Annotated in this window: 17 protein-coding genes; 4 read left to right on the forward strand and 13 right to left on the reverse strand. The window is 68.5% G+C overall.

The window, feature by feature from the left end; genetic code table 11:
- Positions 1-316: 316 nt before the first annotated feature.
- From rpoN to A7E77_RS08445, 5 genes are all read right to left on the reverse strand, one after another.
- Positions 317-1,795 (reverse strand): RNA polymerase factor sigma-54, encoded by a 1,479-nt coding sequence (gene rpoN / locus A7E77_RS08425; protein ID WP_063687184.1) that lies wholly within the window; start codon positions 1,793-1,795, stop codon positions 317-319.
- A gap of 177 nt (positions 1,796-1,972) precedes the next feature.
- A complete protein-coding gene (lptB, locus tag A7E77_RS08430) occupies positions 1,973-2,749 on the reverse strand; it encodes an LPS export ABC transporter ATP-binding protein (protein ID WP_043061280.1) in 777 nt (258 codons plus the stop codon).
- A gap of 288 nt (positions 2,750-3,037) precedes the next feature.
- Positions 3,038-3,574 (reverse strand): LptA/OstA family protein, encoded by a 537-nt coding sequence (locus A7E77_RS08435; RefSeq protein ID WP_017977296.1) that lies wholly within the window; start codon positions 3,572-3,574, stop codon positions 3,038-3,040.
- Positions 3,575-3,580: 6 nt separating this feature from the next.
- Positions 3,581-4,240 (reverse strand): LPS export ABC transporter periplasmic protein LptC, encoded by a 660-nt coding sequence (lptC, locus tag A7E77_RS08440; RefSeq protein ID WP_078462252.1) that lies wholly within the window; start codon positions 4,238-4,240, stop codon positions 3,581-3,583.
- On the reverse strand, positions 4,233-4,853 hold the full coding sequence (locus tag A7E77_RS08445) for a ribonuclease D (protein ID WP_043061250.1): 621 nt from the start codon (positions 4,851-4,853) through the stop codon (positions 4,233-4,235). The genes lptC and A7E77_RS08445 overlap by 8 nt, the downstream gene beginning before the upstream one ends.
- A 291-nt stretch (positions 4,854-5,144) precedes the next feature.
- Between A7E77_RS08445 and A7E77_RS18500 the strand changes: the two genes are divergently transcribed.
- A complete protein-coding gene (locus tag A7E77_RS18500) occupies positions 5,145-5,963 on the forward strand; it encodes a cold-shock protein (protein ID WP_063687187.1) in 819 nt (272 codons plus the stop codon).
- Positions 5,964-6,531: 568 nt separating this feature from the next.
- A complete protein-coding gene (locus A7E77_RS08455; protein WP_063687189.1) occupies positions 6,532-7,434 on the forward strand; it encodes a glutaminyl-peptide cyclotransferase in 903 nt (300 codons plus the stop codon).
- Between the two features lie 112 nt (positions 7,435-7,546).
- Here A7E77_RS08455 and A7E77_RS08460 read toward each other — a convergent pair whose 3' ends face one another.
- Genes A7E77_RS08460 through coxB form a run of 5 tightly spaced genes read right to left on the reverse strand, consistent with a single transcriptional unit; the run spans position 7,547 to position 12,999 of the window.
- Complete coding sequence (locus A7E77_RS08460) at positions 7,547-8,581, reverse strand: c-type cytochrome (RefSeq protein WP_063687192.1); 1,035 nt, start codon at positions 8,579-8,581, stop codon at positions 7,547-7,549.
- On the reverse strand, positions 8,578-9,156 hold the full coding sequence (locus A7E77_RS08465; protein ID WP_063687194.1) for a cytochrome c oxidase assembly protein: 579 nt from the start codon (positions 9,154-9,156) through the stop codon (positions 8,578-8,580). The genes A7E77_RS08460 and A7E77_RS08465 overlap by 4 nt, the downstream gene beginning before the upstream one ends.
- Positions 9,153-9,530, reverse strand: coding sequence for a hypothetical protein (locus A7E77_RS08470; RefSeq protein WP_063687196.1), 378 nt, complete (start codon positions 9,528-9,530; stop codon positions 9,153-9,155). The genes A7E77_RS08465 and A7E77_RS08470 overlap by 4 nt, the downstream gene beginning before the upstream one ends.
- Positions 9,527-12,037, reverse strand: coding sequence for a cytochrome c oxidase subunit I (gene ctaD, locus A7E77_RS08475; RefSeq protein WP_063687198.1), 2,511 nt, complete (start codon positions 12,035-12,037; stop codon positions 9,527-9,529). Before ctaD ends, A7E77_RS08470 begins: the two co-directional genes overlap by 4 nt.
- Entirely contained in the window at positions 12,034-12,999 is a 966-nt protein-coding gene (gene coxB, locus A7E77_RS08480) for a cytochrome c oxidase subunit II (protein WP_063687200.1), read from the reverse strand. Before coxB ends, ctaD begins: the two co-directional genes overlap by 4 nt.
- Before the next feature lie 288 nt (positions 13,000-13,287).
- Between coxB and A7E77_RS08485 the strand changes: the two genes are divergently transcribed.
- Positions 13,288-14,571, forward strand: a complete 1,284-nt coding sequence (locus A7E77_RS08485) for an Hsp70 family protein (protein WP_063687202.1) — start codon at positions 13,288-13,290, stop codon at positions 14,569-14,571.
- Positions 14,572-14,805: 234 nt separating this feature from the next.
- Positions 14,806-16,737: a CocE/NonD family hydrolase gene (locus A7E77_RS08490; RefSeq protein WP_063687204.1), complete on the forward strand. Its 1,932-nt coding sequence runs from the start codon at positions 14,806-14,808 to the stop codon at positions 16,735-16,737.
- Positions 16,738-16,834: 97 nt separating this feature from the next.
- Here the strand turns inward: A7E77_RS08490 and A7E77_RS08495 are convergent, their stop codons facing one another.
- From A7E77_RS08495 to A7E77_RS08505, 3 genes are read right to left on the reverse strand one after another with little or no spacing between them, the layout of a single operon-like run.
- Positions 16,835-18,376 carry a sensor histidine kinase gene (locus A7E77_RS08495; protein ID WP_063687206.1) on the reverse strand — a complete coding sequence of 514 codons (1,542 nt, stop codon included), beginning with the start codon at positions 18,374-18,376 and terminating at the stop codon, positions 16,835-16,837.
- Positions 18,373-19,086: a response regulator transcription factor gene (locus tag A7E77_RS08500; RefSeq protein ID WP_078462253.1), complete on the reverse strand. Its 714-nt coding sequence runs from the start codon at positions 19,084-19,086 to the stop codon at positions 18,373-18,375. The genes A7E77_RS08495 and A7E77_RS08500 overlap by 4 nt, the downstream gene beginning before the upstream one ends.
- The gene (locus tag A7E77_RS08505; protein ID WP_063687208.1) at positions 19,083-20,621 is read right to left on the reverse strand and encodes a DUF4173 domain-containing protein; all 1,539 of its coding nucleotides are present in this window, start codon (positions 20,619-20,621) and stop codon (positions 19,083-19,085) included. Before A7E77_RS08505 ends, A7E77_RS08500 begins: the two co-directional genes overlap by 4 nt.
- Positions 20,622-20,748 lie beyond the last annotated feature (127 nt).

The raw sequence follows: 20,748 nt of genomic DNA on the forward strand, positions 1-20,748 counted from the left end.
GCGGAGTTTCGCCACTACCGGCAAGTGATCGGACGCGTAGTGCCCCCGATACTACGTCACCGCTTGCACGGCGAGCGGGTGCATTCTCCAGGTCGTCATGCCGGACGTGATCCGGCATCCCGCTTTTCTCTTGGCGGCGTAAGAAGCGGGACCCCGGGTCAAGCCCGGGGTGACGACGAGGGGCAGCGGTTCGCTTCGCGCAGGGCGTACGCATCCACCTCCGTCACCCCGGCCTTGAGCCGGGGTCCCGCTTCTTTTTGACCAAGCCTAGCAGCGCGAGGGGCCGAAGGTCAGGTGCGGGACAACGGGAGGCAGATCATCCCCCCAACGCCCGCGCGCGGCGGCGTTGTACTGAGCTGCCGATGCCCATCGCTTCGCGGTATTTGGCGACGGTGCGGCGGGCGATGTCGAAGCCTTTGGCCTGGAGCAGTTCGACGAGCGTGTCGTCGGACAGGATCTTGGCGCCCTCAGCGGCAATGAGCGCGCGGATCGCGCTTTTGACCGCTTCGGCCGATACCGCGTCACCGCCGTCGGCGGCCTGGATCGCGCTGGTGAAGAAGTATTTCAGCTCGAAGACGCCGCGCGCGCAGCTCAGATATTTGTTGCTCGTCACGCGGCTGACGGTCGATTCGTGCATTTCGATCGCTTCGGCGACCTTGGCGAGCGTCATCGGCTTGAGGTGCGCGACGCCTTGCAGGAAGAAGGCTTCCTGTTGCTTCACGATCTCCGTCGCGACCTTGATGATCGTGCGCTGGCGCTGGTCCAGCGCCTTGATGAGCCAGTTGGCGGAGGCGAGCGCGTCGGACAGCCAGGCCTTGGCGCTCTTGTCCTGCGGGCCGTGGCTGAGTTCGTGATAATAGCGGCGGTTGACGAGGACGCGCGGCAGCGTCGCGGCGTTGAGTTCGATGCCCCAGCCCGCCTTGGTCTTCATCACGAACAGGTCGGGGGTGACGGCGGGCGCGGGTTCGCCGCCGTAGCGGCAGCCGGGCTTGGGATCGTAGCTGCGCAGCTCGCGGATCATGTCCGCCATGTCCTCGTCGTCGACGCCGCACATGCGCTTGAGGCGGGTGAGCTCGCCTCGCGCGAGCAGATCGAGATTGTCGATCAGCCGCGCCATGCAGGGATCGTAGCGGTCCGCCTCCTTCGCCTGGAGCGCGATGCACTCGGCGAGGTCGCGCGCGCCGACGCCGGTGGGGTCGAGCGTCTGGATTTGCGCAAGGACGCGTTCGACGCGAGCGAGCGCGGTGCCGAGGCGATTGGCGATGTCGAGCAGGGGGACGGTGAGGTAGCCCGCTTCGTCGATCTGATCGATCAGATGCTGGGCGATGAACCAGTCGGGGCCGTCGATGACCGCACCGGCCTGGGCGAGCAAATGGTCGGCGAGGCTCTTGTCGCCTTCCGCGAACGAATCGAAGTCGATGCCGTCTTCGCCGCCGATGCCGCCGCCGCCCGATCCGCCGTTGAGGCCCAATGCCCCGTCGAAGCCGCCGCCGCCGTCGGCGACGCTGTCCTGCTGGTGGCTTTCGGTGGCGTAATCGACGTCGAGCGGATCGGCCTTGGCGGCACCGGTGACGAGATCGTCGGCGCCGGCGGGTTCGTCCCGCTCGATGCGTTCGGGGCGGACGACCTCTTCGGTCTGTGCGGCTTCGAGCAGCGGGTTCTTCTCGATCTCTTCGGCGATGAAGCCTTCGATTTCGAGGTTGGACAGCGCGAGCAGCTTGATCGCCTGCTGCAGCTGCGGCGTCATCACCAGCGATTGCGACTGGCGGATGTCGAGGCGCGGGGCGAGACTCATGACACGCCCATATTCCTCCCCCGCCAGGGGGAGGTGGCAGCCGTCAGGCTGACGGAGGGGGAGGTGAGCAATGCACTTCGTTGGAGGGGGCGTCGTGTACCTCCCCCTCCGTCACGCCTTCGGCGCGCCACCTCCCCCTGGCGGGGGAGGACTGAAGCAGATGCTCCCCCCATATCCCTACAGCGAGAAGCCCTCGCCCAGGTACAGGCGGCGGACGTTGGCGTCGGCGACCAGTTCTTCCGGGCTGCCGGCGAACAGCACGCGGCCGTCGTAGATGATATAGGCGCGGTCGACGATGTCGAGCGTTTCGCGGACGTTGTGGTCGGTGATGAGCACGCCGATGTCGCGGCGCTTCAGGTCCTTCACCAGATCGCGGATGTCGGCGATCGAAATGGGGTCGATGCCGGCGAAGGGTTCGTCGAGCAGCATGATCGACGGATCGGCGGCAAGCGCGCGGGCGATTTCGGCGCGGCGGCGCTCGCCACCCGACAGCGCCATGGCGGGGCTGGTGCGCAGGCGGGTGAGGCCGAATTCGTCGAGCAGTTTGTCGAGCTTGGCGGGGCGCTTGGATTTGTCGGGTTCGGAAAGTTCGAGGACCGCGCCGATGTTCTTTTCGATCGACAGGCCGCGGAAGATGCTGGTTTCCTGCGGCAGATAGCCCAGGCCCAGGATCGCGCGGCGGTACATCGGCAGGCGGGTGATATCCTCGCCATCGAGCATGATGCGGCCCGAATCGGGCTTCACCAGCCCCATCACCGAATAGAAGCAGGTCGTCTTGCCCGCGCCATTGGGGCCGAGCAGGCCGACCACCTCGCCGCGGTCGACCGAGACGGAGACGTCGGTGAGGACGACGCGCTTGTCGTAGGACTTGGCGATCGAGATCGCTTGCAGGCCGCGGTTGGCGGGCGCTTCGTGGATCGCTTCGGCAGTCTGAAGGTCGGTCACGGCGTCCATCGGCTGATGCCTCGCATCAAAGGGTTAGTAGAGCGTTGCGCGTTGGCAAGGTTCGTGCATGCGGGGCACGTCATGGCGCGGGGAGCGCGCGGAGGGAAGCCCCCTTGCGATGGGTGGGGGCGGGTCGGTGCCAAGTCCTCCCTCGCGTAGCGGGGAGGGGGACCGCTCGGCGCGAGCCGAGTGGTGGAGGGGGCGTTGCCGCATACGGGACGTTCGCCGTTGACCTCCCCCTCCGTCACCGCCTTCGGCGGTGCCCCCTCCCCCTGGCGGGGGAGGACTTTTGGGGGGTCAGTTCCGCTTCGGGACCGAGAAGGTGCCCGTCACCCGGCCGTTGGGGGCGGCGCTGGTCGTCGCGCCAGGGGCGCCGGCGGAGCCGCGGACCGAGGAGCCGTCGATCACGGCGCGGCCGGTGTCGAGGTTGATCGTCAGGCGGCCGCCGTTCACGGTGTTGCCGCCCTGCGTCAGCGTGACCGCGCCGAGCATCGTGATGACGCGGCGGTTGAGATCGTAGATGGCATATTGCGCCTTGGCGGTCTGGTCCGGGCGCTTGACCGTGACGCCGCCACTCGCGTCGAGGCGCGACACCTGCGGGTTCCCGCCGATCACCTGGCCCGTGTAGAAGACCGTCATGCGCGCCGCGGTAAGCGTCATTTCCGCCTGGCGGACGTTGACGTTGCCCGACAGGACCGCGCGATTCGCCTTGTCCTGCAATTCGATCGTGTCCGCGCCGAAATCGATCGGCGCGTTCGAATTGTGCGCGGTCTGCGCGGCCAGAGGGGCGGCCACAGCGAGGACGGCAGGGATGAGGAAAGGGAGCGCGCGCATGGGCGGCTATTTCGTCCTTCCCGGCACGATCCGCAAGCGGGCATTGCCGGTGAGCCGCACGGTGCGATCGTCGAGGTTCGCGTTCAGGCGATCGGCGCTGAAATTCCCCTGCGTGACGGTGCCGGTGACCTTGCCGTCGCTCTGCATTGTCTTGGATTTCAGATCGATCGTCGCGTCGCTGGTATCGAGGCGATAGTTGTTGGGGCCGCGCACCGCGATCGGCCCGTCGACCTTCATCTGTTCGGTCTTGAGGTCGTAGCGCCCCTGATCGGCGCGCAGCGTCGCCGGGCCGTCCTGCAATTGCAGGTCCGCGGCCATGCGGTTGATCTCGACGATCGGCACGCTGCTGCTCTGCTGCACCGCCGAGCCGGCGTTGAGCGTGAACGCCTGCCCCTTGTCGTCCTGCCCGCGATAGGTCGCGGCCTGCAGCTTCATGCGTTCCTTGGCGACCTCGACCTTGTTCTTGTCGAGCACGAAGGAGACTTCGTTGCTGGCGGTAAGCGGCGCCATGACGAGGAAGGCGGCGAGCACGCCGATCGCGATCGGCAGCCCGCTGTTGAGCAGCGTGATCAGCCGGTCGTGGCGGCTGCCGGGCGCGGCCCAGCGCTGGCGTGCCGACCGCACGCGCGCGAAGCCGTCGCCGGTCGCCGCCATCGACTCAGGCATGCGCGAAGATGTCGATTTCGGGCCAGCCGGCAAGATCGAGCGCGGCGCGAGTCGGCAGGAAGTCGAAACATTGCTGCGCCAGCTCCATGCGGCCTTCGCGGATCAGGCGGCGGTCCAGCTCGGTCTTCAGGCGGTGGAGGAAGCGGACGTCGCTGGCCGCATAATCCTTTTGCGCGTCGCTGAGCTCGGGCGATCCCCAGTCGGACGATTGCTGCTGCTTGCTGAGTTCCTGCCCCAACAGTTCGCGGACCAGTTCCTTCAGGCCATGGCGATCGGTGTAGGTGCGGATCAGGCGCGAGGCGATCTTGGTATCGTACGCTGGCGCCGCGACGACGCCGAGATAATGCTGGACCGCGGCGATATCGAAGCGGCCGAAGTGATAGAGCTTGAGGCGTGCCGGATCGGCGAGCACCGCCTTCAGGTTCGGCGCGGCATAATCACTGTCGGGGCCGAAGCGCACGAGATGTTCGTCGGGGCCGCCATCGGACAGCTGCACGACGCACAGGCGATCGCGGGGCGTGATGAGGCCCATGGTTTCGGTGTCGACGGCGATCGAGGCGCCGGGAGCGAAGACGTCGGCGGGGAGGTCTTCCTCGTGGAAGTGAACGGTCATGCCGCAGCCCTACGCGGCTCCGCGGCGCGGCTCAACGATTAACATTGTGTCACCGAAACATCGCGATACGCGCGCATGGCAGCGATAAACGTGCTGTGGCGGCCACAATGGGCAAGTATCGGCACGACTTGCACCCAAGATACGACGAATTTGTTCGCGGGGACTTGTAATGTGCGCTATGGCAGGTCCCAAGGCGCAATAGGTTTGGCGCCCGGAGGCTCGCGTTCGTCGTCCGGCGCACGGGTTCTTCGACGGATTGGATGCGGGCGAACCGGGAAGACGAATAGGGTTATGAGTTACGACAAAGGTGGCCGCGGCAATCGTGGCGGACGTGGTCGCGACAAGCGCGACGGTTTCGGCGGCGACGATTTCGGTGGCGGCAGCAGCTACGGCGGCGGCGGCTTCGGTGGCGGCGGCTTTGGCGGCGGTGATCGTGGCGGCTTCGGCGGTGGTGGCTTCGGTGGCGGCGGCTTCGGCGGCGGCGACCGTGGCGGCTTCGGCGGCGGCGGTGGTTTCCGTGGCGGCGGCGGTGGTGGCGGCTTCAGCGGCGGTGGCCGCGGCATGCCCCCGCAGGTCGTCGGCGAAGGCACCGGCGTGGTCAAGTTCTTCAACGCGCAGAAGGGCTTCGGCTTCGTCGTCCGTGATGACGGCGGCGAAGACGTGTTCGTCCACATCTCGGCGGTCGAGCAGGCGGGCCTCAGCGCGCTTGCCGAAGGCCAGCCGCTCGGCTTCACGCTGGTCGACCGCGGTGGCCGCATCTCGGCGACCGAGCTGAAGATCGACGGCGAGCCGATGGCGGTGACCGAGCGCGCGCCCCGCGAGCCGCGTGAAGGCGGCTTCGGCGATCGTGGTCCTCGCGCCGGCGGCGCCGGTGGCCCGCAGCGCCAGCTGACCGGTGAGAAGGCGACCGGCACGGTCAAGTTCTTCAACGCGATGAAGGGCTTCGGCTTCATTCAGCGCGACGACGGCCAGCCCGACGCGTTCGTCCACATTTCGGCCGTCGAGCGCGCCGGCATGGGCACGCTGAACGAAGGCGACAAGCTGCAGTTCGAACTCGAGGTCGACCGTCGTGGCAAGTATGCCGCGGTGAACCTGTCGCCGGCTTCGTAATCGTCCCGATTCGCTAATGTGAAAGGCCCGGCCCTGCGATCCGCAGGTGCCGGGCTTTTTGCGTTTCGGGGGGTGGAGCGTGTGGGCGGTGTGGAGGCCGATCTGGTGTTCGGCGCGACTGCCGTCACGGCCAGGACCTACGGCTGCTTCCATTCGGCCCGTTGGCGTGGTTCTCCCGCGTCGCGGGGAAGTTCGCATACCGCAGGCGTGACGAAGGAGGTGGGCTAGCGCTCTTATCCGAAACGCTCCTGTCCTCCCCCTCCGTCACCGTGTTTGGCGGCGCCACCGCCTCGGGTCGATCATGCCCCCGGCATGATCTTGAACGGCCGGGGGCCGTTCATCCCGATGCGACCTGGCGGGGGAGGACTGCCGGTCTGCACGCAATGTCGATCGACTGGCGTTCAGCGCATCAGAAGGCTTGCCCGGTAGAGCAAGTCCTTTGCCTGCGCCTCGTCTTTCCATGAGCGAGGGCCTGCATGCGGTAACCGGCGCGATCCTCGCCGAAGCGTAGTGGCGAGCACCGCCTGCTTTTTGCGTTTTTCGGGCGGGCGTGCGACGGCATGTGCCGATGATGGCACGATCTTCTCTGGCGGCGATTGCCGCGGCGGTGGCGGTTCTGGGCGCGGCGGGGGCGGCCGTGTCGCGCCAGGCAGCGACGGCTCCGCAGGCCACGCGCACCAAGGCGCCGCGCACGCCTGCCGCACCTCCGGCGACGCAGGCGGCGCCCGCGAGTGCGGTGACCGACGCCGAATCGGGCGTGCCGGTCTATGCCGCCGATGTGGTGGCGCGCTTCCCGCATGATTCGGGGGCGTTTACCGAGGGGCTGCTGTTCTGCGGCGGCACGCTGTACGAAAGCACGGGCAAGGAAGGCGCGTCGGATATCCGGCGCGTGACGCTGGACGACGGCAAGGTCGTGGCGCGCGCGCGGCTGTCGCCCGACCTGTTCGGCGAAGGAATCGCCTGCTGGCAGAAGAGCCTAGCCAGCGTGACGTGGAAGACGGGGATCGGATTCCGCTGGGCGCTGCCGGCACTGACGCAGACGGGCAAGCCGTTCCGCTACACGGGCGAGGGCTGGGGCATGACCAGCGACGGGACGTCGATCCTTCTGTCCGACGGCACGCCGGTGCTGCGGCGGATGGACCCGGCGCGCTTTGCCGAGCGGGGGCGGATCGCCGTGACGCTGAACGGGCGGCCGATGAAGAATCTGAATGAGCTGGAATATGTCGGCGGCAAGATCCTGGCCAATGTCTGGATGAGCGGCTTCATCGCACGCATCGATCCGGCGAGCGGCAAGGTGGAGGCGCTGATCGACCTCAGGCCGCTGATCGCGGAAATCAACAATCCCGATCCCGACGCGGTGGCGAACGGCATCGCCTATGACGCGGCGCACGACCGGTTGTTCGTGACGGGGAAATATTGGCCGACGCTGTTCGAGATCAAGCTCGGCGACGAGGTCGGCCGGGCGCGGTAGAGGTCTTTTCCAACCGTCATCCCGGCCTTGAGCCGGGATCCCGCTTCTTCTTCTGCGGCGGCGGTGGAAAGCGGGGCCCCGGATCAAGTCCGGGGTGACGAGGGGGTGCTAATCACCGGCCGGCGAGATAGCGGGCGAGCGGGTCGATCATGTCTTCGGGAAGGCGGCGGGCGATGACGGGCATGGTCGCGTGGCTCTTGCGCGCGTCGACCACGGTGTCGTCGCCGCGCCAGTGGCGCAGACGCTGGGCGATGTAGCTCGCACGCTGACCGGCGAGGACGGGATAGGGTTTGCCAGGGGCGTGGCAGCTGGCGCAGGCGGGCAATTGTTTGGCGGGAAGGCCCTGTTCGACGATGCGCGCCGCGGCGGCATCCGCGTTAGTCGTGGAGGCGGGCGCGGCGCCGAGGCCGGGCATGGCGACATAGGCGTCGGCGGCGGCGCGCATCTGGTCGGGCGTCATGCGCATCGCGACCTGCTGCATCACCGCGCTGGAGCGGGTGCCCGACGCGTAGCCTTGCAGTGCGGCGAGCAGCGCGGCCTGCGACTGGCCGCCGAGGATCGGCATGTCGGGCGCGTTGCGACCGCGTCCGTCGCTGCCATGGCAGCCGGCGCATTGGGACAGCGGCGCGGCGGGGTCCGATTCGCCGACCAGCGCCGCGTACTGTGCGGGCGTCATGCCGGGCAGGCGGCGGACGAAGGCGACCATGCGGCGTACCTCGTCGGGGCGGTCCTGCACCGCCCAGGCGGGCATGCCGGTGTATTTGACGCCGTGCTGGAGGATCCAGAACAGTTGTTTGTCGGTCCATTCCTTCGCGTTGATCGCGAGGTCCGGCGCGGGCGGGGTGGCGGCCTGCATGACGGGCGACGGCTTCACGCCGGGCGCGCCATGGCAGACCGCGCAGGAATTGGCGAAATGGCCCGCCGCGCTGACGAGGCTGCGCGCGTCGGCCGGGTCGTCGGGCGAGGTAAAGGCGGCATGGGTGCGCACCGAGCTGCGCATCGCCCAGTGGAGGAACCAATCGGTGATCTTCCAATGGCCCGACGAGGCGGCGAGGTTCATCACGCCCGACCAGGCGAACAGCATGCCCGCCGCGCCGAGCAGGATCGCGGCAAGTATGGCGCGGACCCAAGTGATGCGGATCGTCATGCGGGCGCTCCCTCGCGCGACTGGAGCAGGCGGCCGAGCATCGCCAGCCCGCCGACGAGATAGGCGATGCCGCCGACGAGCAGCATGACGACGCCAGCGAGTTGCTGGTCGGCGAGCGCGTCCGCGCCATGGTGCATGTAGAGCGGGCGAGGCGCGAGGCCGATCAGCGCGCCGAGCAGCGTCATGTGCATCGAGGTGACGAGCAACGCGGCGACGCCGGCCGCGCGGTGGCGGGGGGCGAGCACGGCGGACCAGAGCAGCAGGCCGGCGGCGAGGAACATCGCCTGTTCGATTCCAAGCCACGCCGGCGCGTGCGCGACGAGTCGGCGCAGCGCGGGGACGTGCCAGCCCCACACCACCACCGCCTCGACCAATGCGGCGGCGAGCGGGGTGGCGAGGCGGGGGAGCAGATGGGCGGGGTCGTAGCGGCTGCCCTGTACTCCCAGCGCGATCAGCGGCGCGGCGATGGCGACGGCGATCATATGCGCCGCCATATGGCCGGTCATGCCGAACGGGCTGAGCGCCCAGCCGACCGGCACGAGGGCAAGGCCTGCGAACAGGGGCAGGCGGCTCATCGGCAATCGCTCAGCACGATGACGGGGGCGGCGGTGAAGAGCACCGCGACGAAGCTCAGGCCTGCGAGCAGCATCGTCGCGTATGCGAGGAAGCGCAAGCGGTCGATGTCGGTGCCTTCATTGTGCGGCGGCGGATCGCCGGGCGTGCGCGACTGCTGCCAGGCGATCAGGCCCGACGCGACGATGACCATGAGCGCCGCCACCGTGCCGATCGCGAAGGCGGTGGGGAAGCGGGCCCATTGCCCGAGTTTTGCGCAGGAGACGGCGGCCCAGAGGTAGGAGAAGAGGAAGTGGACCGCCCAGGTGGTCGGGGGCACGATCAGCGTCCATAGCGTGACGCGCAGGCTGCGGGCGCGGGTGAGGAGGCGCTTCACAGCCCCGCCTCCGGGAACAGGCCGACCGTCAAATAGGTGACGAGTGCGGTGAGCGCGAAGAAATGCTGGTAGACGGTGATGTTGCGCAGGTCGGCGTCATGCGTGGGGGTCATGCGGCCGGCGATGCTGCGCGCGAGCGTGTAGAGCTGCATCACGATACCGACGCCGGCGTGGACGGCGGTCCAGATGATCAACACCCAGACAATCGCGGGAGAGACGTTCGCCTTGGGATCGAGGCCGTCGAGCGACCACAGCGCCGCGACGATGCTGGCGAGCGCGGCGGCGGCGCCAGCGACGAGTGCCACGCGGGCAAGCGTCACGGCGCTGCGGTGGTTGAGCTCACGGGCGGCGACGGTCGCGGCCCAGCTGGCGAGGCTGAGGCCCAGCGCCAACAGCGGCCCACTGGCGCCCGGTCCAGCGAAACCCGCGCCGAAATCGGGGTGGATCGTCCAGTAGAAATAATAGCCGAAGACGAGGCCCGAAAAGGCGGTGGCATCGGCCATCATCGTGATGAACATCGCCCACCAGCCGGGCGCGGCCGGGCCGGATATGTAAAGCGGCATCGTCATGCCATGGCCGATCGGCTTTTTGGGCTTTTCGGGGATTTCGGCGGTGTCCCACAGCCACCACAGCACGCAGGCGAGCGTGACGACGCCGCTGGCCGCTGCCGCCAGATAGAGGTGGTAGGTGGTCAGGATGAACACCGCGCCCAGCGCGACCGCGGTGATCATCGGCTTCGCGCTGGGCGTGCCGAGGCGGATGACCGAGACGGGCTTGGCATCAAGGACGGAGGTGATGATCGTCTCGCGCCGGCCCTCTTCGGCATCGGGCAGGAAGAAGCGGCCTTCGTCGACCTTCTGCACGAAGTTCTTCTGGTCCCAGATCGGATAGCGGCTTTCGATCAGCGGCACCGAGCGGATACCCCAATCCTCGTCGTCGGGGTGCGCCAGCCATTCGAGCGTGCCGGCGTTCCACGGGTTGCGGGGCGCTTTACGCCGCGTAGGCGACAGCGCGAGGTCGAGTACGAGTACGAGGACGCCGGTTGCGAACAGGTACGAGCCGGCTGTCGAGGCGAGATTGAGCCAGCCGATATTGAGGTCGGCGGGGTAGGTGAAGACGCGGCGCGGCATGCCTTCCAGGCCCGAGAGGTGCATGGGCATGAAGGTAAGGTTCACGCCGACGAACATGATCCAGAAGGCGATGCGACCGAGCCGGTCGCTCAGTTTCTTTCCCGTGATGAGCGGCCAATAATAATAGAGGCCCCCGAACAGCGGCAGCAACGTCCCGCCGATCAGCACGTAATGGAGGTGTGCGACGACGAAATAGGTGTCGTGCGCCTGCCAGTCGAACGGTGCGATCGCGACCATCACGCCGGTAAGCCCGCCGATGACGAAGATCGCGAGGCTGCCGCTGGCGTAGAGCAACGGCGTCGACCATTTGACCTTGCCCGCCCACAAGGTCGCGATGAAGGCGAAGATCTGCACGCCGGTGGGGATCGCGACGGCTTCGGACGCGGCGGAGAAGAAGGCGAGGCTGATCTTGGGCAGGCCGGTCGCGAACATGTGGTGGACCCACAGGCCGAACGACAGGAATGCCGTGCCGACCGCGGCGAGCACGATCCACGGATAGCCGAGCAGGTGCCTTTGGGCGAACGTTGGGATCAGCATCGCGAACAGGGCGATGCTGGGCAGGAAGACGATATAGACTTCGGGGTGGCCGAAGATCCAGAACAGGTGCTGCCACAGCAGCGGATCGCCGCCCTTGGCCGCGTCGAAGAACGGCCAGCCGAGCAGGCGCTCCATCTCGAACAAGAGGTCGCCTGCGATCAGCGGCGGGAAGGCGAACAGGATCATCACCGCGACGACCAGGATGTACCAGGCGTAGAGCGGCATCAGGTTGAGGCGCATGCCCGGCGGGCGGCACTTCAACACGCCGACGATCAGCTCGACCGCAGCGGCGACCGACGACACTTCGATGAAGCTGAGGCCGAGCATCCAGATGTCGGCACCGAGGCCGCTCAGGTCGGTGCGGGTGGTCAGCGGCGGATACATGAACCAGCCGCCGTCGGGCGCGGCGTTGAAGAAGATCGACCCGCCGACGAAGACGCCGCCGAGCAGGAAGCTCCAGTAGCCGAAGGCGGAGAGGCGCGGGAACGGCAGGTCGCGCGCGCCGAGTAGCTGCGGCAGCAGGATGATCGACACCGCCTCGAACATCGGGACGGCGAACAGGAACATCATCATCGAGCCGTGCAATGTGAACAGCTGGTTGAAGGTGTTCGCCGAGACGAGATCGTTGTCGGGCACCGCCAGCTGCGTGCGCATGATGAGCGCGAGCACGCCGGCGAACAGCATGAAGCCGAAGGCGGTCAGCGTGTACCAGACGCCGATGCGGTTGTTGTTGACGTCGGTCCAGCGGAAGAACCAGCCCGTGGGCGCCTTCCACACCGCGCGCAGGCGCTCTTCCTGTGCGGCGCGGAGCTGCGGGTCGTCTTGCGCGTGGAGGCTCATTTCAGGCCCTCGAGATAGCGGGCGATGGCGGTGGCCTCAGGCTGCGAGAGTTGCGGGAAGGCCGGCATGCGGACGCCGGGTTTGGTCTTTTCCGGATGGCGGATGAAGGCGGCGACGTTGGCGGTCGTCATCGGCACGATGCCGGCGGCGAGCGTCGGGCGGCTCCCGAAATGGGTGAGGTCCGGCCCGATGCGGCCTGCGGGGCCGGCGCCGCGGACGGTGTGGCAGGCGTTGCAGCCGTTCTGCGCGAACAGGCGGGCGCCATCGCCCTGGGACGTGGCCGGGCGGCGTTGGTCGGCGAGCCAGGCGTCGAACGCCGCGGGCTCCATCGCGATCACGTCCAGCGCCATCAGCGCGTGGCTGAGGCCGCAGAATTCGGCGCACTGGCCGCGGTAGCGCCCCGCCTTGTCGGCGCGCACGACCAATGTGTTGGTACGGCCGGGGATCATGTCCATCTTGCCGGCGAGGCCGGGGATCCAGAAGCTGTGGACAACATCCGCCGCGGTCAGGCGGAAGGCGACGGTGCGACCGACGGGAATGCGGATTTCGTTGGCGGTCTCGATTGGCGGGCGGTCGGCAGGACGATAGGTGACGCGCCACCAGAATTGTTCACCGTCGACCGCGACCTGCAGATCGGCGGGCGCGATGGGGCGGGGGCGCATGAAGGGGAGCGAATAGACGAGCAGGCCGAGCAGCAGAATTGTGGGGATGATGCCGCCGAGCCATAGGACGAGGCGCATGCCGCCGCGGAGACCCAACTCGCCTTCGGGTGCGCGCACCGCATGACGCATCAGCAGCGCGAGCGCGACCGCGATGACGACTGCGCCGGCGAGCATCAGCAGGAACAGGTGGCGGATGTCGGCGGCGTCGGCACCGAAGGGCGCGAGCGTCGACTGGTGCGTGTTGCAGCCTGTCAGCAGGATGCAGCCGCCGGTGATGATGAAGCCCCTGATCCCCCGCATCGACGCCGAACGCTTCGGGGCCGAAACGGTTCGAGTTCAATCGTGTAAGGAAAGATTGCTGGGGGTGGGGGGCTATTCTTCGTCATGCCCGCGCAGGCGGGAATCCAGACGAGCAGGTCTTCGATGGAGCCGCACCGTCAGAGGTTCTGGATTCCCGCCTGCGCGGGAATGACGGTGTGGGGGTGGCGAGGTTTCGCATATCGTGCGGGCTGAATCGGCAGACGACGTCGTCGGAGCAGAGCCGCAACGGCTTGACCCCTGCCGCCGCGCGGACGATGCGCCCGCGGCATGACTGCACATACGCTCGGCCTCGATTTCGGCACCACCAATTCCGTCGCCGCGGTGGCGCGCGGGGGGCAGGCGGAGCTGGTGACGCTCGACGCGCCCGACGGTGCCGATGCGGTGTTCCGGTCGGCGCTGTGCTTCTGGGAGGACGAGCGCGGGCGCGGCGGCGTGCTGTCGGAGGCGGGGCCGTGGGCGATCCGCGAATATCTCGACTTTCCGCAAGGCAGCCGCTTCCTCCAGTCGTTCAAATCGGTCGCGGCGAATGCGAGCTTCGATACCGCGCCGGTGTTCGATCGGCGGATGCGCTTCGAGGAACTGGGCCAGCTGTTCGTCGCCAAGATGGCGGCTCGCGCGAAGGGGGCGATGGCACGCGCGGATCGCGTCGTCATCGGCCGGCCGGTGACGTTCGCGGGTGCCAAGCCCGATGAGGCGCTGGCGAAGGCGCGCTACGATGCGGTGTTCGCGCAATTGGGCGCCGAGGTGCATTACGTCTACGAGCCGATGGGCGCGGCGTTCAGCTATGCCGAGCGATTGAGCGACCCGGCGACGATCCTGGTCGCCGACTTCGGCGGCGGCACCAGCGACTTTTCGGTGGTGCGGATCGCCGCGCCGGGCGCGGGGCGGCGGTGCGAGCCGCTGGGCCATGCCGGCGTCGGCATCGCGGGCGACCGCTTCGACCGGCGGATCGTCGAGCATCTGGTGATGCCGATGCTGGGCAAGGGCGGCACCTATCGCTCGTTCGACAAGGTGCTGGAGATTCCGGGCGGCTATTTCGCCGACTTCGCGGACTGGTCGCGCCTCGCGCTGATGCGCAACCGCAAGACGCTCGCCGAGCTGGAGAAGCTGCGCCGCAACGCAACCGATCCGGAGGCAATCGGGCGGATGATCGCGGTGATCGAGGAGGAAGAGGGATACCACCTCTACGACGCGGTCGGGCGGCTGAAGCGCGCGCTGTCGGCGGCGGAGGTGGCGGAGTTCCGCTTCCAAGGCGCGGGGCTGAACATCGCGGCGGAGGTGCGGCGCGCCGATTTCGAGGCGTGGATCGCGCCCGATGTCGCGCGGATCGATGCGGCGGTGGATCAGGCGCTGGTGGCGGCGGGCGTTGCGGCGGAGGGGATCGACCGGGTGTTCCTGACCGGCGGTACGTCGCTGACGCCGCGCATCCGGCGGTTGTTCGCCGAGCGGTTCGGCGAGACGCGGCTGGCGACGGGCGGCGAGCTGACGTCGATCGCGCATGGCCTGGCGCTGATCGGGCAGCAGGCGGACGTAGGGGTGTGGGCGGTGTGAGGAACCGCCCTAAGTCCTCCCCCGCCAGGGGGAGGTGGCGCCGGCGAAGCCGGTGACGGAGGGGGAGGTCAGCGGCGTATCTGGTAAAAGCGTCCACCGCCGTCCTCCCCCTCCACCATTCGGCTGGCGCCGAACGGTCCCCTTCCCCCTGGCGGGGGAGGAATTGGGGTGGCCGGGGTTGCCGCCCGCCTTATCCACGTTAGCATGCGGCAACATCCCTGCCGGAGATACCCGATGCGTCGTTCCGTTCTGCTGCTGTCCTCGATCGCGCTTCTGTCGGTGGGGGTGCAGGCCCAGACGCAGACGAACCCGAATTTGGCGCCGCCGGGGGGCGATATCCCGGCGAAGTTTGTGCTGCCGAGCGCGGACCATGATTACATCAAGCGCGACGTGATGATCCCGATGCGCGACGGGGTGAAGCTGCACACCGTCATCGTGATCCCGAAGAATGCGACCAATGCGCCGATCGTGCTGACGCGCACGCCGTACAACGCCTCTGGCCGTGCCAACCGCAGCGATTCGCCATCGATGATCAATGCGCTGCCGCTGTCGGACGAGATCTTTTCGAAGAACGGCTATATCCGCGTCTATCAGGACATCCGCGGCAAATACGGGTCGGAGGGCGACTATGTCGTGACGCGCCCCGTCATCGGCCCGCTGAACCCGACCAAGGTGGATCACACCACCGACGCCTATGACACGATCGACTGGCTGGTGAACAAGGCGAACCTGCCGCAGTCCAACGGGCGCGTCGGCATGATCGGGTCGAGCTACGAGGGCTTTACCGTCGTCATGGCGCTGCTCCATCCGCACCCGGCGCTGAAGGTCGCGGCGCCGGAAAGCCCGATGATCGACGGCTGGATGGGCGACGACTGGTTCCATTACGGCGCGTTCCGCCTCGCCAACATCGCCTGGATCGGCGGACAGACTGGCTACAAGAGCGGCGGGCCGCTGCCGCCGACCGGCGGGTGGGACGATTACGACAATTTCCGCACCGGTTCGGCGGGGGATTGGGCGAAGAAATCGGGCTACGACCAGCTGCCCTATTGGAAGCGGATGTCGGACCATCCCGCCTATGACGCCTTCTGGCAGGGGCAGGCGCTCGACAAATTGCTCGCCGCCAATCCCTCCAACGTGCCGACGATCTGGGAACAGGGCCTGTGGGACCAGGAGGATATGTATGGCGCGATCACCAGTTGGGAGGCTCTGAAGGCCAAGGGCAAGACGGGCAACAACTTTCTCGTCATGGGGCCGTGGCGGCATAGCCAGATCAACCGCGAAGGGCGCAGCCTGGGGCCGTTCCAGTGGGATGGCGACACCGCGGCGCAGTTCCGCGAGCAGATGGTGCTGCCGCTGTTCGACCAGTACCTGAAGGACGGGCCGGCGGCGAACCTGCCGACCGCGGCGATCTACAACACCGGGGAGAATCACTGGGATCGGTTCGCGAACTGGCCGCTCGCCTGCGACAGCGGCTGCGCGTCGCCGCTGAAGCCGATGTACCTGCAGGCGAATGGCGGGCTGGGCTTCGACACCGCGGCGGCGGGGGGTGACAGCTATGTCTCCGATCCGTCCAAGCCGGTGCCGCACCTGCCGCGGCCGGTGAATTTCGACGACGGCCGCTGGGGCGACTGGCTGGTCAGCGACCAGCGCCATGCCGATGGGCGGCCCGACGTGATGACGTACATGACGCCGGTGCTGACCGAACCGATGCGCGTCTCGGGCGCGCCGATCGCCGACCTGTACGCGACGACGACGGGGACGGACGGCGATTTCGTCGTGAAGGTGATCGACGTCTTGCCCGCGCAGAATGCGACCGATCCGAAGATGGGCGGATACGAGTTGCCGATCAGCCTCGACATCTTCCGCGGGCGCTATCGCGACAGCTTTGCCAAGCCCTCGGCGATCCCGGCGGGCAAGGTGCAGCATTACAGGTTCCGCCTGCCGACGGTGAACCATGTGTTCCAGCCGGGGCACCGCGTGATGGTGCAGGTGCAGTCGAGCCTGTTCCCGCTCTACGACCGCAATCCGCAGACGTACGTGCCGAACATCTTCTTCGCCAAACCGGGGGATTACCGGAAGGCGACGGTGACGATCGAGCGCGGTGGCAAAACGCCGAGCGCGGTGCTGTTGCCGGTGGTGCCGGTGGAGCAGGCGCAGGCGAAGTAAGCCTTCGTCACCCCGGACGTGATCCGGGGTCCCGCTTTCTGCCGCCGGTGAAAGACGAAGCGGGACCCCGGCTGTTCGGCCGGGGTGACGGTGTGGGTTAGGTGAGGGGTAGCGTCACGCGGAATGTCGTGGGATGCGCCTCGACCAGCGTGATCGTGCCACCGCTGGCTTCGAGCAGCGAGCGGGCGATGGGGAGGCCCAGGCCGGTGCCGCCCTGTCCGCGGCGGGTGGTGAAGAAGGGTTCGAACAGGCGCGCGGCGTCGGCAGGCGCGATGCCGGGGCCGTCGTCGTGGATGGTGAGGACGACCTGCGTCGCGCCCACGGAGGCCTCGATGCGGACCGCGTGGGCGCCCGCTTGCCGCGCATTGTCGAACAGCGTCGCCAGCGCCGTTTCGATCGTCGTGGCGGGTAGCGCAACCGGCGGGATCGGGCCGGGTGCGACCTCGACCGCGAAGCTCGCCCCGCGCACCGCATCCGCCGCGCGGGCGATTACCGCCGCCGGATCGGCGCAGGGCTCGCCCGGTGCGGTCATGTCGGCACGCGCGAGGTCGAGCAGGCGCGTCGTCAGCAGTGTGAGCCGCTGCGCATCGGCGTCGACATTGGCTAGGAAGCGGGTGCGGTCGCCGGGCGCCATGTCGGGATGGTCGTGGAGCAGTTCGATCGCGCCGCGGATGCCGGCGAGCGGTGTCTTGAATTCGTGGCTGACCGCATAGGCGAAGTCGCGCAGGTAGCGCGAGCGATGCTCGATCGCGGCGGTCATCGCGGCAAAATCGGCGTAGAGGCCCTGAATCTCGATCGCGGCGGTGGGCGGCACCTCCGGCACGCTGCCGCGGCCGCTGGCGACGGCGCGGGTCGCCTGGCCCAGGCGTTCGATCGGGCGGGTGACGCCGCGCGAAATGACGCCGCTGATGACGATCAGCAGGCCCAGAATCGCAGCGATGCCGATCGCGATCTTGCCGCGATCCTCGTACAGGCCGCGGAATAGTGCGCGCGCCGTTCGCGACAGCAGCAGCACGCCGACGACGCGGCCGTTCACGACGATGGGGCGGGCATGGTGGATGCGGATCGCGGCGGCGCGGCTGAGCCATTCGAAGCGATAGACCGCGCGATAGGCGCCGTTGCGGCGCAATGTGGTGGCGGGGCGGCCGTGCAGCGCAGCGGCGACTTCGGGTAGCGCGGCCAGGCTGCCGCCGCCATTGACGAGGCGGCCATTGCGATCGAGCAGCAGGATCGAGGCGAGCGTCGTCATCTGCGTCGCGCGCAGTACGGGGGCAAGGGTACGGGCGGCGGCGACCGTATCCGGGGCGGGTGCGGGCGCGGGCGTCGGATCGGGACGTTCGGGCAGGATCGGGGTGAGGCTGAGGTCGACACCATATCCGGGCACGACGATGCGGGTCGGATAGAGCGGCGCGCCCGGCGTCGCGCCCGGCCAGTCGGCCGCGGCGGCGGCAGCGAGCGCGGCGCCCTGTGCGACCAGCTCCGCCTCGGTCTGGCGGACGAGCGTGTTTTCGTAGACGCGCAGGAACACCGCGCCGAAGCCGGGCAGCGCCGCGACGACGAACAACGTCGCGAACAGGATCGTGCGCAACCGCAGGCGCGGCCAGTGGCGCTTCGCCCAGTCCTTCAGCGCGGTGATCACGCGCCCGTGCAGGGGCCGAGGCGATAGCCGATGCCGGCGCGCGTTTCGATCAGGTCGGCGGCGCCTGCCGTCGCGAACTTGTGGCGCAGGTTGCGGATGTGGCTGTCGATCGTACGGTCGGTGATTGCGAAGCCGGGGCCGTGCAGCCGATCGATGATCGCGTCGCGGCTGAAGACCTTGGCAGGCATCGAGGCGAGCAGGCGCAGGATCGAAAATTCGGTGACGGTCAGCGCGACCTCCGCGCCGTCCCAGGCGGCGCACCAGCCGTCGAGGTCGAGGGTCAGGCGGCCGTGGCCGAGCATGCGCCCCTCCTCGACCTGCGGCGGGCGGGCGGCGGTGCGGCGCAGGATCGCCATGACGCGCGCCACCACCTCGCGCGGTGAAAAGGGCTTCACGACATAATCGTCGGCGCCGAGTTCGATGCCGAGCACGCGGTCGATCTCGTCGTCGCGACTGGACAAGAACAGGATCGGCGTGTCGCCATCGGTTCGAAGCCGGCGGCAGACCTCTAGCCCGTCCATCCGCGGCATGTTGATGTCGAGGATGACGAGGTCGGGCTTATGCGCCTGCGCCATCGCGAGGCCCGCCTCGCCGTCCGCCGCCTCGACCGGCGACAGGCCGGCCTTGTCGAGCGCGAAGGCGAGCAGCTGGCGGATATGGGGATCGTCGTCGACGATCAGCACGGTGCGGGGCATCGGGCACAGGATCATCGTTGCGGGGCCTTCGTCAATGGGGCGGGTGCCGGCGCTGGCTCGGGCGGTGGCGCGATGATGCCGCACCGGCGGCCGTTCGGCGCGGGGCGAAGGCGCGGCGGCGTGGCGCCCATCATCGCCTCGACGCTGGCGAGGCGGCGGGCGCCGCGCCATGTCCAGCCGCGTGAACTGCTCTGTTGCGCGGTGAGCGTCTGCTGCGCCTCCGAGCGGAGCGAGGCGATCGCGTCGCGCGCGGCGGGGTCGCGGGCCGCCTGCTCCAGCCGGGCAAGCGGCAGGATCGCGGAGGGGCCGAGCGTGTCGAGGTAGCATAGATCGAGGTCGGCGAGCGGCGTATAGCGCCGGATCGCCATGTCGACATTCCAGGCGGCGGCGGTTGCGCGCAGGTCGACGAGGGTGCAGCCGGTCAGCACGACCGCGGCGGCGAGCGCGTTGGCGTTGACCAGCCATGCGCTGGATCGGCCAGCGAGCAGCCGCCACAGGATCAGCATGAGGCCGGTTGCGACCAGCGCCATCCAGATCAGCGCGGACAGGCGCAGTACCGTCATCGAATAGGCATCGACATAATCGAGCGTGCGCAATGCGCTGGACGCGACCAGCAGCACATTCTGGACGATCCACAATGTCACCAGCCGGCGTACCGCAGGGCTCGCCGCACCGGGGCTGCCCGGGCGGAGCGTCACCAGCACGAACAGCCCGGCGAGCAGCGCGGTGACGATCAGCGCATAGGCGCCGCGATGGGCATAGTCCGCCATCGTCACGCCGGCGGGCAGGCGTGCGCCGCTCCACAGGAAGGCGAGGTCCAGCGCGTTCTGGAGCGCGAAGATCGTGTTGAAGGTGGCGAGCGACAGGATCAGAGTCGCGCTGCCCACTTGCGGCAGTGCGACCGCGGGCAGCGCTCCGTCCCAGCCGGTGCCGCGCGGATCGGGGCGCAGCGTCGCCCACACCGGCAGCAACACGACGATCGCGATCACGCCGCGGAACAGGACGACGCCGATATCGGGCAGGACCATGCCGGCGAAGGCCGATTCGATCAGCGGATTGGCCTGGGCGAACAGCGTCAGGAACAGCGCGCCGCCGGTGATCGGCAGGGCCAGCATCGCCACCATGGTGCCAAGGCGAAGGCCGGGGCCGGCACGCCGTCCCCGCGCGCGGGCGGTCAGGCCGAGGTCGCGGATCGGCAGCAGCAGCGCGGTCAGCCCGGCCCAGGCAAGGCGCAGGCCCCAGGCGATCGCGGTGTCGAACCGTCGCCGGGGCAATAATGCGGCGAGCACGATCGCGACGAGGAACAGCAGCACGGCGAGCTCGCTGGGATCGTCGAACAATGCGGCGACGAACAGCGTGGCGGCGGCGAGCGCGACCTGCGCCGCGCGGTTGCGGCGGACGGGCGGCCGGGTCGCGGCCAGTGCGAATATCCAGCCCAGCGCGGCGGTCCACAAGAAGGCGGGCGCCTGGTCGATCAGCACTTCGACGAGGCAGATCACGGCGGCGGTCGCCGCGATCTTGGCGGACAGGGTGGAGAGGCGGTGCGGCATGCGGGCATCCTGTGCGAGGGGCGCGGCCGGGATGGCGGGCAGGCGTTGAGGCGCGATGGCGCGGGGGGTGCTGAGGCGGTGTGCGTGTGGTGCAGATCCGGTGCAGTCGTCGATTGACCGCCCTACG

It is taken from the genome of Sphingomonas sp. NIC1 (assembly GCF_001638925.1).
GTDB classification, from domain to species: domain Bacteria; phylum Pseudomonadota; class Alphaproteobacteria; order Sphingomonadales; family Sphingomonadaceae; genus Sphingomonas; species Sphingomonas aquatilis.

What these genes read in the sequence shown, in the direction of transcription:
- A7E77_RS18500 (WP_063687187.1), top strand. Translation starts at nt 5,145, where the DNA reads ATGAGTTACGACAAAGGTGGCCGCGGCAATCGTGGCGGACGTGGTCGC.
- A7E77_RS08490 (WP_063687204.1), top strand. Translation starts at nt 14,806, where the DNA reads ATGCGTCGTTCCGTTCTGCTGCTGTCCTCGATCGCGCTTCTGTCGGTG.
- A7E77_RS08455 (WP_063687189.1), top strand. Translation starts at nt 6,532, where the DNA reads ATGATGGCACGATCTTCTCTGGCGGCGATTGCCGCGGCGGTGGCGGTT.
- A7E77_RS08460 (WP_063687192.1), bottom strand. Translation starts at nt 8,581, where the DNA reads ATGACGATCCGCATCACTTGGGTCCGCGCCATACTTGCCGCGATCCTG.
- lptB (WP_043061280.1), bottom strand. Translation starts at nt 2,749, where the DNA reads ATGGACGCCGTGACCGACCTTCAGACTGCCGAAGCGATCCACGAAGCG.
- A7E77_RS08435 (WP_017977296.1), bottom strand. Translation starts at nt 3,574, where the DNA reads ATGCGCGCGCTCCCTTTCCTCATCCCTGCCGTCCTCGCTGTGGCCGCC.
- lptC (WP_078462252.1), bottom strand. Translation starts at nt 4,240, where the DNA reads ATGCCTGAGTCGATGGCGGCGACCGGCGACGGCTTCGCGCGCGTGCGG.
- A7E77_RS08465 (WP_063687194.1), bottom strand. Translation starts at nt 9,156, where the DNA reads ATGAGCCGCCTGCCCCTGTTCGCAGGCCTTGCCCTCGTGCCGGTCGGC.
- A7E77_RS08445 (WP_043061250.1), bottom strand. Translation starts at nt 4,853, where the DNA reads ATGACCGTTCACTTCCACGAGGAAGACCTCCCCGCCGACGTCTTCGCT.
- ctaD (WP_063687198.1), bottom strand. Translation starts at nt 12,037, where the DNA reads ATGAGCCTCCACGCGCAAGACGACCCGCAGCTCCGCGCCGCACAGGAA.
- rpoN (WP_063687184.1), bottom strand. Translation starts at nt 1,795, where the DNA reads ATGAGTCTCGCCCCGCGCCTCGACATCCGCCAGTCGCAATCGCTGGTG.
- coxB (WP_063687200.1), bottom strand. Translation starts at nt 12,999, where the DNA reads ATGCGGGGGATCAGGGGCTTCATCATCACCGGCGGCTGCATCCTGCTG.
- A7E77_RS08485 (WP_063687202.1), top strand. Translation starts at nt 13,288, where the DNA reads ATGACTGCACATACGCTCGGCCTCGATTTCGGCACCACCAATTCCGTC.
- A7E77_RS08505 (WP_063687208.1), bottom strand. Translation starts at nt 20,621, where the DNA reads ATGCCGCACCGCCTCTCCACCCTGTCCGCCAAGATCGCGGCGACCGCC.
- A7E77_RS08500 (WP_078462253.1), bottom strand. Translation starts at nt 19,086, where the DNA reads ATGATCCTGTGCCCGATGCCCCGCACCGTGCTGATCGTCGACGACGAT.